This window comes from Vibrio sp. A1-1, from assembly GCF_021728175.1.
GTDB lineage: Bacteria > Pseudomonadota > Gammaproteobacteria > Enterobacterales > Vibrionaceae > Vibrio > Vibrio diabolicus.
On the sequence record NZ_JAKKCL010000012.1, the window covers coordinates 24889 to 40851 of the forward strand.

12 protein-coding genes are annotated in these 15963 nt (G+C 45.0%); 3 read left to right on the plus strand and 9 right to left on the minus strand.

What is annotated here, in order from left to right:
- Positions 1 to 128: 128 nt before the first annotated feature.
- The 4 genes from L3V30_RS16565 to speA all read right to left on the minus strand — a co-directional run bounded on the left by L3V30_RS16565 (position 129) and on the right by speA (position 7054).
- Positions 129 to 2294 carry a S9 family peptidase gene (locus L3V30_RS16565; protein ID WP_237309332.1) on the minus strand — a complete coding sequence of 722 codons (2166 nt, stop codon included), beginning with the start codon at positions 2292 to 2294 and terminating at the stop codon, positions 129 to 131.
- A 310-nt stretch (positions 2295 to 2604) separates the two neighbouring features.
- On the minus strand, positions 2605 to 3810 hold the full coding sequence (gene emrD / locus L3V30_RS16570; RefSeq protein WP_237309333.1) for a multidrug efflux MFS transporter EmrD: 1206 nt from the start codon (positions 3808 to 3810) through the stop codon (positions 2605 to 2607).
- Between the two features lie 411 nt (positions 3811 to 4221).
- Entirely contained in the window at positions 4222 to 5142 is a 921-nt protein-coding gene (gene speB, locus L3V30_RS16575; RefSeq protein WP_005393578.1) for an agmatinase, read from the minus strand.
- A gap of 1 nt (position 5143) precedes the next feature.
- A complete protein-coding gene (speA, locus tag L3V30_RS16580; protein ID WP_237309334.1) occupies positions 5144 to 7054 on the minus strand; it encodes an arginine decarboxylase in 1911 nt (636 codons plus the stop codon).
- Between the two features lie 323 nt (positions 7055 to 7377).
- Here speA and L3V30_RS16585 point away from each other — a divergent pair, with 323 nt between their 5' ends.
- Positions 7378 to 8103: an MBL fold metallo-hydrolase gene (locus L3V30_RS16585; RefSeq protein ID WP_046873896.1), complete on the plus strand. Its 726-nt coding sequence runs from the start codon at positions 7378 to 7380 to the stop codon at positions 8101 to 8103.
- Between the two features lie 66 nt (positions 8104 to 8169).
- Here L3V30_RS16585 and L3V30_RS16590 read toward each other — a convergent pair whose 3' ends face one another.
- The 4 genes from L3V30_RS16590 to L3V30_RS16605 all read right to left on the minus strand — a co-directional run bounded on the left by L3V30_RS16590 (position 8170) and on the right by L3V30_RS16605 (position 11551).
- Complete coding sequence (locus L3V30_RS16590) at positions 8170 to 8598, minus strand: RimK/LysX family protein (protein WP_005393584.1); 429 nt, start codon at positions 8596 to 8598, stop codon at positions 8170 to 8172.
- 62 nt (positions 8599 to 8660) lie between these two features.
- A complete protein-coding gene (gene rimK / locus L3V30_RS16595) occupies positions 8661 to 9566 on the minus strand; it encodes a 30S ribosomal protein S6--L-glutamate ligase (protein ID WP_005393586.1) in 906 nt (301 codons plus the stop codon).
- A 301-nt stretch (positions 9567 to 9867) separates the two neighbouring features.
- The gene (locus L3V30_RS16600) at positions 9868 to 10776 is read right to left on the minus strand and encodes a LysR family transcriptional regulator (RefSeq protein ID WP_065645588.1); all 909 of its coding nucleotides are present in this window, start codon (positions 10774 to 10776) and stop codon (positions 9868 to 9870) included.
- A gap of 529 nt (positions 10777 to 11305) precedes the next feature.
- A complete protein-coding gene (locus L3V30_RS16605) occupies positions 11306 to 11551 on the minus strand; it encodes a hypothetical protein (RefSeq protein WP_237309335.1) in 246 nt (81 codons plus the stop codon).
- A 167-nt stretch (positions 11552 to 11718) separates the two neighbouring features.
- Here L3V30_RS16605 and L3V30_RS16610 point away from each other — a divergent pair, with 167 nt between their 5' ends.
- Positions 11719 to 12585, plus strand: coding sequence for an AraC family transcriptional regulator (locus L3V30_RS16610; RefSeq protein ID WP_237309336.1), 867 nt, complete (start codon positions 11719 to 11721; stop codon positions 12583 to 12585).
- Positions 12586 to 13216: 631 nt separating this feature from the next.
- On the opposite strand, the gene L3V30_RS16615 is transcribed toward L3V30_RS16610, so the two are convergent.
- A complete protein-coding gene (locus tag L3V30_RS16615; protein WP_005393599.1) occupies positions 13217 to 13555 on the minus strand; it encodes a 50S ribosome-binding protein YggL in 339 nt (112 codons plus the stop codon).
- Positions 13556 to 13821: 266 nt separating this feature from the next.
- Here L3V30_RS16615 and L3V30_RS16620 point away from each other — a divergent pair, with 266 nt between their 5' ends.
- Positions 13822 to 15858: a PhoX family phosphatase gene (locus L3V30_RS16620; RefSeq protein WP_237309337.1), complete on the plus strand. Its 2037-nt coding sequence runs from the start codon at positions 13822 to 13824 to the stop codon at positions 15856 to 15858.
- The last annotated feature ends 105 nt before the right edge of the window (positions 15859 to 15963 follow it).

Here is a 15963-nt window from a genome sequence, read left to right on the forward strand (position 1 = left end):
TTGGCTATAAGAGACACTGGTAATGATGTGCTTAGGTCCCCAACTCTCTGTTTAGAGAGCGCGTCTATAAAAAATGCCCGCAAGTTGCGGGCATTTTTGTTGTTAGAGATGCAGTTCTATTAATACGCTTATTTTTTATCGAGTAAATCGAGGAAGAACGCGTACTCTAACGCATCTTCTTTCAAGCGCTTAAATCGACCAGATGCGCCGCCGTGTCCGGCTTCCATATCGGTTTTGAACAACAAGACGTTATCGTCAGTCTTCATTTCACGAAGTTTGGCGACCCACTTCATTGGTTCAAAGTACTGCACTTGAGAGTCGTGCAAGCCAGTCGTTACCAACATGTTTGGGTAGTTTTGCGCCTTGATGTTGTCGTAAGGCGAGTAACTCAACATATAGTCATAGTATGTTTTGTTATTTGGGTTACCCCATTCATCATATTCATTGGTGGTCAATGGAATTGATTCATCGAGCATAGTGGTTACCACGTCCACAAACGGAACATGTGCACCGATACCGCGATACAATTCTGGTGCTTGGTTGATGACTGCCCCCATTAAGAGACCACCTGCAGAGCCACCAACAGCGAAGACTTTATCTTTCGCGCCGTAGCCTTGTTCAACCAAACCTTTAGTCACATCAATAAAGTCGTTGAATGTGTTTTGCTTGGTGAGTTTTTTACCATCTTCATACCAAGGACGGCCAAGCATTTCAGATCCACGAATATGAGCAATGGCGTAAACAAAGCCGCGGTCTAATAGACTCAAACGTGTCGAGCGGAAAGTTGGCTCAATGGTTGCTCCATAAGAGCCATAACCATATTGGTAGAGTGGATTCGTACCATCCTTCTTAAATAAGTCTTTACGATACACCAAAGAAACGGGTACTTCTTTACCGTCACGGGCTGTGATCATAATGCGTTCTGATTGGTAATTGTCAGGATTAAAATCACCAAGTACAGGTGTTTGCTTCATGATTTCTGACTCGCCCGTTTTTAGATCGAAATCGTAGTAGGTTCCTGGAGTGGTTAAACTGCTGTAATAAATACGAACTCTCTCGTTATCCAGCTCTAGGTTACCTGTCAAATAGGCAGCAAACGCATCGTCATTAAATGTGAGGGGGAATTCTTTTCCTGTAGAGAGCTGACGTACAGTGACGCTTGCTAGGCCGTTAGAGCGCTGCTCATAGACGAGGTGATCATCGAATAGCTCGAAGTCGACAAGTTGAGTGTTGTCATCTGCGGCAATCACGTCTTGCCACTTAGAGCGATCGTGCATCTCTTCTTGCTTAACTTTCATCAAACGGAAGTTCACGGCTTGATAGTTGGTATAAATGTAATACCAATCGCCTAGCTTAGAAATGCTGTATTCAATGCCATTTTCACGAGGATAAAAAGGCTTCGCCTTTGCTTTAGGGTTGTTCGCATCGATGATGGAGACGCCGCTGGTTTCTGTACTGGAATGCCAGATATAAATATCTTCGCCATCTTTGCTTTTGCTTAGTGAGGTGTAATAGGCGCTGTCGGTTTCTTCAAAAATCAACTCATCACTGCTTTGTGGCGTGCCTAAAACATGACGATACACTTGGTAGCCCAGCAAGGTCTGTGGATCTTTTTTGATGTAGTAAAAGGCGTTGTTATCGTTCTGCCATGCAATCGCGCTTGAGGCGCCTTCGATTTCATCTTGTAGGTAATTGCCTGTTTTCAGGTCTTTGATCTTAAGAGTGTAAACGCGGCGGCTTAATGTATCTTCGCCATACGCTAGTAAGTTTTCATTCGGACTAACGTACAAGCCGCCAATACTGAAGAACTCATGTTCTTTTGCAAGTTCATTGACATCTAAAATGACTTGCTTGTCTTTGCCTGCAAAGTCTTTAGCTCGAAGGTGAACTTCGTATTCGTTATCTCCGGTCACTTCACTTGAGTAGAAGTAGTTGCCTTTACGCACAGGAACGGAGTTGTCGTCTTTTTCTATGCGACCTTTAATTTCTTCAAATAGCTCATTTTGAAGAGCTTCAGTGTGCTTGAGAACGGTTTCCGCATACTGATTTTCTTGCTCTAGGTGCTGCAAAATTTCCGGATCTTTACGTTCGTCGTCACGCATCCAGTAGTAGTTATCAACGCGAGTATCACCATGAATAGTCATCGCGTGAGGGACTTTTTTCGCAACCGGAGCTTGAGTTTGTTGAGCAACGATCTGTGATTGGGAGTATTGAGTCATGCTGGGGGTTCCTTGATTGCTGCATCCGGCGACAAGCGCGACCGAGACGGCCAACGTAGTTAAAGTGAAACGCATCTGTTTTTGTCCTTATTATACGCCCAAGTGGCCTCATCCTGAGGGCTGGGCTTTCATTTCGTTAGTGGTTTTCAGTTGTCCATTCTTTGTTATGGGGTGTGCCGAAAAAGTGAGAATTCTCAATATTTCCGAGTTGGCTACTCAATTTGAAGGGAGCTGAAAACACATTGTGTAAGCAGCTGTTATTTTTAACAAATATCAATTCGAAAGTTAAATCATTCTCATCGGTAAATCGATATAGTGTGATATGAAAAAGGGACGCACTAGTTTAGTGTGTCCCTTTTGGATTTTGAACGTTAGTCGATAATGATCAGATGACTTGCGGCACTTCGTTTGAGTGGTTGTGCGCTCGATTTACCCACATGAGCCCAAGCATTGCAATTACCGACATTGCCATCATCAAAACACCTAGTGGCATCTGGTTATGCGCTGGAAATAGTGATGCAAGCAAGGTCGTAATACCTGCTCCCAAGTTTTGCATGCCACCCAATGTCGCGCCTGCTGTTCCTGCATGGTATGGGAATGGCGCAATTGCTCCGGTTGTTGCGGCTGGGAATAGGATACCCGCACCCAAAAAGTACACGGTTGCGCCACCAACCAGCGTTAACGCCGTGGTTAAACCAAACAAGCCAGGGATGAGCACAATAGCTGAACCAACAAAAATCGATACCAAGCCCACATTTAAAGCACGACGCTCAGAGCGACGCTGCGCGATGTAGCTAGATAAGCCCGCACCCACCAAGTAACCAGGGATTGGCAAGATAAACAGCAAACTTACTGTGGTCGCTGGTAATGCCAATACACCACCTAGCAATACCCCAGCGGCTGCCTCGAACACACCTACGCCAGCAAACGTCGCAACTAGGCAGATCAAAAAGCCTTGGAAGCGGCGGTCAGACAAAACGTGTTTGTAGCTTTTGGCTACTGGTTCGAACTTGCGTTTCTCTTTTGGTAGCGTCTCCATCATGCTGGTCATCATGGTAATCACCACTGCAATGCCAAACAGCGCTAAGAATAGGTAGCTAGAGCGCCAGCCAAACGCTTCGGTTAAGTAGCCGCCAAGTACGGGAGCCAACAATGGTGAGAAAATCACACACATGCTGATTAAGCTATTTGCTCTGTGTAGCTCAGAACCTTCAAAGCAGTCGCGAGTCAGAGTACGTGACATCGCACCACCGCAGCCAATACCTAAACCTTGGATGAAACTACCAATCAAGAACCATTCAAATTGGTGTGCAAAGAGCGCCACCAATGTACCTACGATGTAGATAAGTAGGCCTGCTATGATGATTGGCTTGCGACCTAAGCGGTCTGATAGCGTGCCGTACACGAATTGCGACAAGCCATATGGAATCAGGTAACAAGCCATCACAGCTTGAAGTGATGACGCAGACACCAAAAACTCACCCGCCATATGACCGATTGAAGGCACGTACATTGTTTGGGTCATTTGACCCACGGCAGTCAATATTGCGATTAAAAAGGTAAGTTTCGCTAATGGAAACGAAGCAGACATTTGCGTATCTCTCCAAAAAATTTAAGACGTAAAAACCCTTAGCGCTCTAATGCAGAGTGCCAACAGACTTTTGGTGTTACGGGGCTATTTGCGCGAGATATTAGTCTTTGCGTGTACAATTAGCAATCGAAAAGTGTGAAGTTGAGCAAGATAAAAATCTATAATATGCATTAGAAAAACTAATCTTAATTTGCATTCGGAAATAGGCTGCTTTTCTTTGTTGAATTACGTTAAATCTCTTATTTGTTGTGAATGTAAACCTACTTATAGGTCATTGGTTTTTATGGTTAAAATCGAGGGGAGAAGAATTGTTTTGGTTAGCCAGAGCAAGACATGGTTCGAACGAAGAAAAGACTGGAGAAGGCACCATGAACAAAAAGGGAGCCGAAGCTCCCTTAGAAATGATTATGTTTATTCGCGGCCAGATGCGTATGCGTAAAGCATTTCTAGCGCGATGGTTGCTCCCGCTAATGCGGTAACATCACTGTGGTCGTACGGAGGCGATACTTCTACAACATCCATACCCACAATATTCATACCGGCTAAGCCACGAATGATCTTCAGTGCTTTGTCTGAGTTCAAGCCACCACAAACGGGTGTACCTGTTCCTGGTGCGAAGGCTGGATCCAAGCAGTCGATGTCAAAAGTAACATACACTGGCTTGTCTGCGACGGTGCGACGAATCTCTTCTAAGATCTCGTTCACCGACATGTCATTCGCTTGCATCGCATTAATCACATTGAAGCCGTGATCTTGCTGTTTGTATTCAGTACGAATACCGATTTGTACTGAGTTCTTCGCAGAGATCAAACCTTCTTTCGGCGCATGGTAGAACATTGTACCGTGGTCGTATGAACTGCCATTTGCGTAGGTATCCGTATGAGCGTCAAAGTGAATCAGAGCCATTTGACCATGATGCTTCGCGTAGGCACGCAGGATAGGCAGTGTGATGAAGTGGTCACCGCCCAATCCCAACATGGTTTTACCGCTTTTTAGAATTTCACTGGTTGCCGCCTCTAGACGGTAAGTGAAATCTTCCGCATCACCACAGTCAAACACGAGATCGCCCGCGTCGATCACTTTCAGCTTATCCAATACGTTGAAGTCCCAAGGGAACTTCTTACCTTCCCATGCCAAGTTGACTGAGGCACGGCGAATCGCATCTGGACCCATGCGCGCGCCTGGACGACCAGATGTAGCCATGTCCAGAGGAACCCCTAGCACCACAACGTCTGCGTCTGCCGATACCGGATTACGAATGTACGGTAGACGTAAAAACGACATAGAGTTGGAGTAAAGCGAATAATCGGTTTTAGTAAACAAATCATTCATATCAGAAGTCCTCTAAATAGGTGTATCCCGCTAGACCTTGTTCTAGTTCTGCTAGGATTTGTGCTTGTTCATTGGCTTCAACTCTTTGGGAAACCAATTGTTTGTAATTGTCACGAATCGCATCCACGTCGATATGAACGTAGCGCATCATGTCTTCTACACTATCACCTTCATTGATGTAACTGATCTCAAATTGACCGTGTTCATCAACATTGACTACTGCACTGTGGGTGTCACCAAATAGGTTGTGCATGTCACCAAGGATTTCTTGGTATGCGCCTACTAGGAAAAAGCCCATTAGGTACGGTTTGTCTTTGCTCCAAGCTGGTACAGGTAGCGTACTCTCGATGCCTTGACCATCAACGTAGTGATCGATCGCTCCATCAGAATCACAGGTGATGTCCAACATTACCGCACGACGCTCTTCCGCATCGCCAAGACCAGAAAGTGGCAGAACAGGGAACACCTGATCAATACCCCAAGCATCTGGTAGAGATTGGAAGAGAGAAAAGTTCACGAAGAACTTATCTGCAAGACGTTCGCTCAACTCGTCCAGAATTGGACGGTGGAAGCGATTTTTAGTGCTCATCTTGCGGCTTAGTTCGAAGTAAATGCGCAGTGACAGTTGCTCTGCCCACGCACGTTGCTCCAAGTTAAGCACGCCAGTTGCGAATTGAGAGTGTACCTCTGCCAAATCACTTTGGGTATCGTTGTAGATCTCAATTAACGCACGAGCGTCGGTACCATCTTGTAAGTTTTCCCAGTTTCGCCACATGTTTTGTAGTAAAAGTGGAGCATCTGCGCCAAGTTCATGCACTTCTTCCGGTTGGTACGTTTCTGTACCAATTACGTTAGAAATCAACACAGCGTGGTGCGCTGTTAGTGAACGACCGGATTCAGAAATGATCACTGGCATTGGTTGTTCGTATTGCTGACACACGTCGCCCACTGTGTTGACGATATTACGTGCATACTCTGCAAGGCCGTAGTTCATCGAGTTCGATGATTGGCTGCGTGTGCCGTCGTAGTCGACTGCCAAACCGCCGCCCACATCGAAGTATTCGATGTTTGCACCCAGTGCGCGCAGTTCGCAGTAGAAACGTGCAGACTCATTCACACCATTACGTACGTCACGGATGTTTGCCATCTGTGAGCCAAGGTGGAAGTGAACCAGTTGCATCGCATCTAGGCTGCCTTCGCGTTTCAGACGTTCAATAACGCTAAGCACTTGCGATGCAGACAAACCAAATTTCGATTTTTCACCGCCACTTGCTTGCCATTTCCCCGCACCTTGAGAGGCGAGGCGAATGCGCAAACCAAGGCGCGGTTTTACGCCCAAGCTTTTCGCTTCTTCTAGCACCAGATCCAGCTCAGAAAGCTTCTCTAGTACGATGAATACCTTGTGGCCCAGCTTTTCACCGATCAGTGCAAGACGCACATACTCACGGTCTTTGTAGCCGTTACACACGATCACGGAGCTGCCTTGTTGAGCCAATGCAAGTACTGCCAACAATTCTGGCTTGCTACCCGCTTCAAGACCAAGCTGTTTGGTTTCTAGTTGAGCTTGGCTCGCTAGAATTTCATCCACCACTTCACGTTGCTGGTTTACTTTAATTGGGTACACCAACAGGTATTTGTTTGGATATTGGTATTCTTCAATTGCTTGGTTGAAAGCGTGGCAAATTCCATGCACACGTTGGTGCACGATTTGCGGGAAGCGCACTAATACAGGCAGATTTAACTGCTTCGCTTCTAGCTCATTTACAATGGCACTGAAAGGGATTTGATGTGCACGCTCACTACGAGGTGATACGTAAACCTCGCCTTGGTCATCAATACCGTAGAAACCTTGGCTCCAGTAGTGAACATTGTAGTCCGCGCGGATGCGGTCTAATTTAGTTGCTTTTTCCAACTCGATTCTCACAAAAATGTACTTAAGTCCTTAATTAATTAGAAGGAAAAGTACAAAAAAGCAAATCATGAGGCATTAACCTCATACCCTGACACGAACTCCGTGTGCGCGCATTAACGGATAAAAGTGCCGCTGAGTCTAATGATTAAAATCTATCATCTCGATTATGATTTCTTGTCGTGCACTGGTGTGAACATTTGTTTACCAGTGCGTCCATTCAGCTGTTATAGTTGGTCTGACCAGCATGGAAGCGGTCATGAAAAATCTCACTCAAATAAGGACATATTTTGCAGCTGCACAGAATTCAGGGATACATTCAGACCATGTATCTCGCCGAATATCCCGATAAATTAATGTTGCTTGATGGTGCAAGTCGAGCAGATATTCCTCACCTTAAAGATTTTATTGAACATCAACTCCATCGTCCTTTTTCTGACCTAAAGTTGGTCGTTGTGACACACATGCATCCAGACCACGCTGGTGGCGCGCACAAACTGCGTGATTTAACTGGATGTAAGCTATTGGCCGCAAAGCGAGAGAGCCAATGGTATAGCGGTGTAGATGGTTGGCTAATGCATTTGACCGATTTGATGTTAGCGCGCTGGATGGCGAACCGGATGCGTAAACCAAAGCAAAACCTGTGGTATTCGCGCAAGTTAAAGCCCGATATAGAACTCATCGATGGTGAGTGTATTCCGGGGTTTGATGATTGGCAGGTACTAGAAACGCAGGGACATACCGATAGAGATTTGTCGGTTTATCATTCTGAACAAGATGTATTGTATGTGGCGGATTTGATGGTGCAGGTTAAGAAACATCTTATTGCGCCGTTTCCCATATTTCATCCAAACCAATATCGCCAATCATTAAAGCGTGTGTTTGAGATGAATCCGCAATGTTTGCTTTTGGCGCATGGGGGAGAGGTGACTTTTGATGAGAAAGCGTATCAGCACATTCTGCATACTGCGCCAACTAAGCCGATGACCCATTGGCGCGTTACAAAGGTCAAAGCGAAGGGATTGTTGTTTGCGCTATTTAGTAGGAAGTAGACGAAGATAAAGCCAGACGAGTGATGCTCAACAAAAACGTTCGATCACTCATCTGAAGCTACGGGGTTAAGATGCCAATAAGTGAGATTGGCTAGGGTCTACCAGCACTTTGTCTGCCATGCCCTGACGACCTAACAGCATCATGTAAGTCATTTTTTCACGGTTGGTCAACGTAATGTCGATTGGCCATTGTTTGTCACCCATGCGCAGCATGGTGGTGATAACGCAGCGATGCTCAAAGGTACCGTTTGAAGATTTCACTTTACGGTTTGCCTTTAGCTTCGCTGTGCAGCGAACCACTTGTTCTAAATGATAAACATCCGGGTGTAGATCGAATGCAACGTAAGACTGACCATCTTTTTCAAAGCAATCAATGTTATCTACATGCAATGAAGAGGTTTGTGCGCCCGTATCAATGCGCGCTTCAAGGTGAGTAATCCCTAACTCAGGTAAGCAAATAGCTTCGGCGTTCCCAATGATCATTTTCTGATTCATAGTGTCATCCTAGCGATGAGTAATACGAGAGCCTACTAAGCAGGCTCTCACTCAAACAATTATCAACCTTTACCACGAGTACGGTTTGCGTGTGGTTTTGCGTTTTTCTCGATAAAGTCGAAAATCATACCAGCAACGTCTTTTTCTGTTGCGAGCTCGATACCTTCAAGACCTGGTGAAGAATTCACTTCCATTACCACTGGGCCGTTTTTAGATTGAAGGATATCTACACCGCATAGGTTTAACCCCATGACTTTTGCCGCGTTAATCGCAGTAGCGCGCTCTTCTTTGCTTAGTCGCACTAACTGTGCAGAGCCGCCGCGATGTAAGTTAGAGCGGAACTCGCCTTCTTTCGCTTGGCGCTTCATCGCTGCAATCACTTTATTACCGACAACAAAGCAACGTATGTCTGCGCCTTTAGCTTCTTCGATGAACTCTTGCACCATGATGTTTGCTTTCAACCCCATGAATGCTTCGATCACGCTTTCTGCTGCTTTGTTGGTTTCAGCAAGCACAACACCGATGCCTTGAGTTCCTTCTAGTAATTTAATCACTAGAGGTGCGCCACCAACATTTTTGATCACGTCCTGAATGTTATCAGGGTGGTGAGCAAAGCCAGTGCGCGGCAAGCCGATGCCTTTACGCGATAACAGTTGCAACGAGCGTAATTTGTCACGAGAGCGGCTGATCGCGACCGATTCGTTGACACAAAATGTGCCCATCATTTCAAACTGACGTACAACCGCGGTACCGTAGAATGTGATGGATGCACCGATGCGAGGAATCACAGCGTCGTATTGTGGCAATTCTTCACCCTTATAGCGGATCTTAGGGTTGTTGCTCGTAATGTCCATATAACAGTGCAGAGTATCGATGACGTCTACTTGATGTCCACGCTCTTCACCTGCCTGTTTTAGGCGCATGGTTGAATATAAATTCTCATTACGAGAGAGAATAGCAATACGCATGGCAATTCCTTAGTAAGTCAGTACCAAATTAAAAATATAAGTATAGAGTATAGAATGCAGCAGGTATGTGATATTTAGGTGATATTACCTACTGACTTCAACGATTTAGATGTGTGGTTGGACAACCACTTCGTTAGAGGTGCGCACCTTAGGTTTTTTTCTCGCGAGAAGAAAACGAAAAAAACTCGTCGTTACGACAAAAATAATTTGTTGAATCATCGGACATTCCCAGCGTTGTAAGCTGGAAGTTGTCTGTGGGCTTTTTTAAGCAAACGGATTACAACGAGTTTAAAACGTTAGGCTATTCTGTAGTTTGTTTTGAGTTTGTGATGACGTCCAATAACACATCTTTAATTGTTTGATAGCGCAGTGGCAGAACACGACTGCGTTTGCGAACTAAAAATAACTCTTCACACACGGTGTTTTTCAGTTGTGCGATGTGCAAGGTATCTTTTTGTGGGAAGTTGTCGACAGCACTTTGAGGCAGCACGGTGAAGCCGAGTCCTTTACTCACAGGTAGTAAAATTTGGCTTAATTGATTCACGTAGCCGGATAATGGTAAATCGCTCATCTTAATTTCTTGGAGCTCTTGTTCCGCGCATTGGTCAAAAAACAGCGTCATGTAGTGCTTGGCATCAGGATGGGCAATGACACCACAGTCGTGCAAGAGTTGTGGTGTTATCTGCTTTTCGCGGTATTGATTAGGTAGGACTAAGCACAACTGCTCCTTACCAATTCTTTCACTGTGAAATAAACCTTTGTGAGGAACATCAGTTACGATACCAATATCAATGCTCCCTTCCGTTATTGCATTGAGAATCGAGTGATTGGGTGCGGCTTCTAAATGCAGCGATAAGCCTGGGTGCTGTTTTTGCTTTTCTAAAAGAGGGCCATACAGCATCAATGCCATTGCGCCAGAACAGGCCAGTTTACAGTGACCTGAAAATGCATCATCAAAACTGAGTTCTTCGAGCAACGCTTTCTCTCTTTCTTCTAACTCCAGCGCGTAGGCGTAAACAATCCGACCTTGCTCTGTTAATTCGAAGCTTTTGTTTTCACGTTTGATCAGCGCATGCTGACAACTTTGCTCTAACTTTTTGATGTGTTGGCTGACACCAGGTTGGGTCATAAAAAGTTTTTCTGCCGTTTGTGTGAAATGACCGACTTCAATCAATGTCTTAAATGTATGTAACCAAACAGGATTAAGCATAATGTGAGATTTGCTTTGAGCTTGCTGAAAGACGTAGAGAAAATGATAGCACGGCACGAAATAAATCGACGCAAGAGAATCGGGTGCCTCGCGAATAATAAATAGCAGACAAAATAAAACCCCGCCTGGTTTCCCAGACGGGGCTTATTCTTTTTCGCAGCAATCCGGCTACTATAGGTGCTCCCTGCATCTATCCTTGATTGTGGTTAAGTCCTTTAACCGAGTTCCTTGTTCATCGCCTTCCTAGCGGTGTCCATTCTTGCCTATCATCCTGACGGGCGAACTCTATCCTAGAGCTTAACTACATCCTTGCTGATAACTCATCCTAAGCTACCAAATCTTCATCCTGAAGATACCTAGTCCATTAGGTTTTTGTCCTGTTCCCGCCAACATCCTGTCGACACAATCAGTATTGATGTTTTGCTGATTACTCTCAATTAGCTAGGTAAAAAAACTTTGGCAGCGAATATTGTTTGAAATGATATAACTGATAATTTTCAATGGCTTATGTTAATTTTTCGATTTTGTCTTAGTCAGTGATGGTCGTTTTGCTTACATTGCTTGTAAGAGATCTCGCATAAGGTGTCGAGCAAATGTCCGAATTGGCGTCGTTTACATCCTGTTTAAGAGTTTGCTCAAGATCACAACTCGATTTGTAGCCATAAAATTTGGCGATAGTGTTAGGTGGAATTTCCATTTCTTTGATGGCGAATGTTGCCCATTCATTACGTGTTTTGTGCAGGACTTGGCGTAGCTTGACAGTGAAGTGACTCATGAAAGTCTCCTTAGTTATCTTGTCTTTCAAGGCAACAATAAGGAGTGTGACGACACAAAGTTGATAGTATGCCGCTTAATATCAATACTATTTCGGCGTGATGAAGATTAAGCTGGCAATACTGATATTATTTGAGCGTGAAACAATACTATTTTGTGGAGTAGCCAATGGCACACATCGAAAAAGTACCGCAAAGACCAGGTTTTTCTTGGCGCTATCGTCGCATTGATGAGCCAGAAAAAGAGTACGATCTCCATTTTCACGATGATGTGTTTGAATTAGTCATCCATCGCCACTTCACTGGCAGTTTGCATATTGGTCATCACGAATTAGAAGTGACTCACAACCAAATGCTATTGATCGCGCCTGGTGTGCCTCATTCAATTCACTCCACATTGGTCGAAAGCAAGTGCGAGACTCATGTGATTTGGTTTAAGCGTGAGTGGATTGCCAATTTGATGTTCTATTGCGCAGAGCTTAGAAAGCTTGATCCGCTTTTAAAGGCGGCCAACAAAGGTGTGCTGTTTTCTGAGCGGACAGCTCAGTACGTTGTGGATCTTCTGCATGAGCTCATGACGTTTCCTGCAATGGAGCAACTCTCTAGATTCCTCCATGTTTTGTCTCTGATTGCTCACGATGAAGGGGCGAAAACACTGATGACTCACTCTTATTTATCGATGAGTGAACACGAATTACAGGAAAGAGAGCGAGTGGCAAGTATTAACGCGTATCTCGAACAGCACTTTGCTAGCAAAGTGACGCTCGCGAACTTGGCGAACCATTTATCACTGAGTGACAGTGCGCTCACAAGATTGTTTCAAAAGCACTTTAAAGAGCCGTTTAGCCAACGCCTAATGAAATTGCGGATCAATCATGCCGCAGATTTGCTGCAATCAACGCCTTTGCCGATTGGAATTGTGTTTGAGAGAGTAGGGTATCGAAACCAAGCCCTGTTTAATCGTCACTTCAAAACGTATAAAGGGCTTACGCCACGCGAGTACCGCCAGCAATATCAGCAGCGAATCCAGCCGTAATTGGGTTGCACACAACTGCGATCACGAACGCGAAAAGAGTTACTCGGCTGAAAGTGAAGGGCAATTGATATCTTACTTGCAAAATTTTTCAGGAATCATTATTAAGATTCAGTGACAGATAATATAGGGAACTTGATTGCCATTTTTCTGTCATATCTGGTGAGTAAGTTAACCGTGTCAGAGAGATAATACGCCGTTTACTAGTCAAAGATGACTGCAAGAAATCGGTAATTATCATTATGTTGTGAAATTGGTCACGGTTAAATAATTGGTTCCCTTATAGATTGAAGGGGATTCGACCTTAGACAATAAGCTCCATAAGGAGCGTTACTTATATAAGATGAGGGATTTTACTATGAAAAAGACTAGAAGAGCTCAGCTACATCGTGTGCGTATTCAATACTGGAAAGACACGAAAGACGCACCAGCTAAAAAATCATAGTTAATGATACCTAAAGGCACGAGCTGGCAGTGGAACGCCGTTTCCCGCTGATTGCCAGCTCAAAAACGCCACAATCACATTCACTCCGCACAACCTCCCAGCACTCTACTTTTACTATCACACACTTCCAAAAGTAAAAAAGCCAGTCCGGAGACCAGCTTTTTATTATTGTCAGTATGACTCTGTAACTTACAGGTAGTTTGCGTCAACCAAGTCGCCAGCTTTTGCGCTTTTCACTTCTGGACGCGCTTCTAACCATGCAATGACTTGTGCTTTTTGCTCTTCAGTAGCACTGCCGTAACGGTCTGTAGAGCATAGGAAGCCTTCAAACAGTTCTAGACCACCGCCGCCGAAGCAAAGGCCAAGCCCATCAATATAGTCGATAAAGTCATCAACGAATGCATCGTAACGGTCGAAGTCGTTGATGTCTGTTTCACAGCTGATCTCGAAACCTAGGATTGCGAACTCACCTAAGAACAGCTTTTTACGGATACGACGGCTCTTGTTATCGATCTTGTCTAATTTCATGATTATCTCTCGTAGATGATTTGAATTCGTACACCTTATACCTTCTATCACACTTTAGCCCAAGTAAAATCAGAATGAAGCGATACAGTTGGTGATTATGTGACCAAAACTTAATTGCTCAATTGGTAACGCTGCTGAGTTTGCTGAACTGCTGAAACACAAGTTTCATATGTTTTAAGCACTTTTGTCATTTTTCTTCTCCAAACTTCTTGCCGTTCAACTAATCACTTATTTATTAATTAAACTATAAGATCGGGAAAGTAAAAATGAGCAAGGAAACCTTTGACGCGACGCGTTATAACCAAAGTGAAAACAAACCATTTGAAGAAGTATTAGAAGCGAGCCTATCTCGACGCAGCATTCTGAAAGGTGGTTTAGGCATCAGTGCGATGACAGCGTTTGGTGCTTTCGGGTTGGCTGGTTGTAATTCATCGGACTCAGGGAGTACAGTAAGCAGTGGCTCGGGCGTATCTAAAGCCGTTCTTAACTTTGAATCTATCCCTGGCTCACTCACTGACGCCGTTTCAATTCCACAAGGCTACACTGCACAAGTATTGGTACCTTGGGGAACACCACTTAATGCACAAGGCAGCGCATGGCAAAATGATGGTACCAACACCAGTACCGATCAGTTAAATGCGCTAGGCATGCACCATGACGGCATGCACTTTTTCCCATTGAACGATAGCACCACAGATGGCTTGCTATGTATTAACCACGAGTACATTGATACATCAGCACTGCATCCAAACGGTCCGACGGTTGAAAATGGCGTACGTACCATTGTAGATGAAGTGCGTAAAGAGATTAACGCGCACGGTGTGTCAGTGGTTCGTATTCAGCTTGAAAATAACATGTGGAAGCTAGTCGATACCGATCCACTAAACCGTCGTTATACTGGTGCGACAGCAATGGACTTATCTGGCCCGGTCGCGCACACGTCACTAACCGTCACTCGTTTCTCGCCAGATGGCAGCCAAGCACGTGGTACGTTAAACAACTGTGGCAACGGCTACACGCCATGGGGCACTTACTTAACTTGCGAAGAGAACTGGCCAGGTTACTTTGTTAACGTCGGGACTCGTACAGAAGAACAAGATCGCATTGGTGTTGATGACCAAAGCACACGCTACTTGTGGGAAACACTTGCAGGAAATGCAGAAGAGCGTCTCGATGAGTTCTCTCGCTTTAATGTGGCTCCAACAGGAGCAAGTGCAATGGATGATTACCGTAATGAAGCCAATGGTCACGGTTACATCGTCGAAATAGACCCTTACACGCAAAACTCGCGTGCGAAGAAGCGTACTGCACTAGGTCGTTTCCGTCACGAAGGCTGTACTTTTGGTAAGCTTGAAGAAGGCAAACCAGTGGTATTCTACTCTGGTCACGACTCTCGCTTTGAGTACCTATACAAATTTGAATCTGCGGCAGCGTGGGATCCAGCAGATGCAAACTCGGAAAACCGCCTAGCGACAGGCGATAAGTATATGGACGAAGGCACACTGTATGTTGCGCGTTTCAATGAAGACAGTACAGGTACTTGGTTGCCGTTGACTCTTGATAGCGTAACAAAATCTGGTGGTACGTTAGCGGATCACTTCAACTCATTGGCTGAAATTATCATCAATACTGCAGGCGCGGCTGACCTCGTTGGGGCAACTCCAATGGATCGCCCAGAGTGGTGTACGGTTGATCCATTCACAGGCTCGGTTTACTTAACATTGACGAATAATACGCGCCGTACTGATGAAACCAATCCTGCGAACCCACGTTTGAACAATAAGTTTGGTCACGTTATTCGTTGGGATGAAGGGGCTTCAGCTACAGACTTTACTTGGGATATCTTTGTCTTTGGTTCGCCAGCACATGGTGATGCAGATACTAACCGTTCTGGCCTGAATGAGCTAAACCAGTTTGCTAGCCCTGACGGATTAGCGTTTGATGGCCGTGGTATTTTGTGGATTCAGACCGATAACGGCGCAGATGAAGTTACGTCTTACACTAATGATCAAATGTTGGCCGTTGTGCCATCTAAGCTGACAGATGAGAATGGTGACCAAGCAGTGATTGGTGCGGATAACCAAGCGGAGCTTAAACGCTTCTTTGTTGGACCAAATGGTTGTGAAGTGACAGGCTTTACTATCAGCCCTGATTACAAATCATTGTTTGTGAATATTCAGCACCCAGGCAACTGGCCATACAGTGAAGATGCCGCCGAAGAAACGCCTGCTGGTGTTTCTGTGCGCCCACGAGCGGCGACGGTTGTCATTCGACGTGAAGACGGTGGAGAGATTGCAGTTTAATCTCTAAATGCATTAACACCTTAAAATTCAAGCCCTGCAAATGCAGGGCTTGATGGTTTAGGCGAATGCCCAGTCGCACTTTATATCCAGACAACAGGCTTAGCT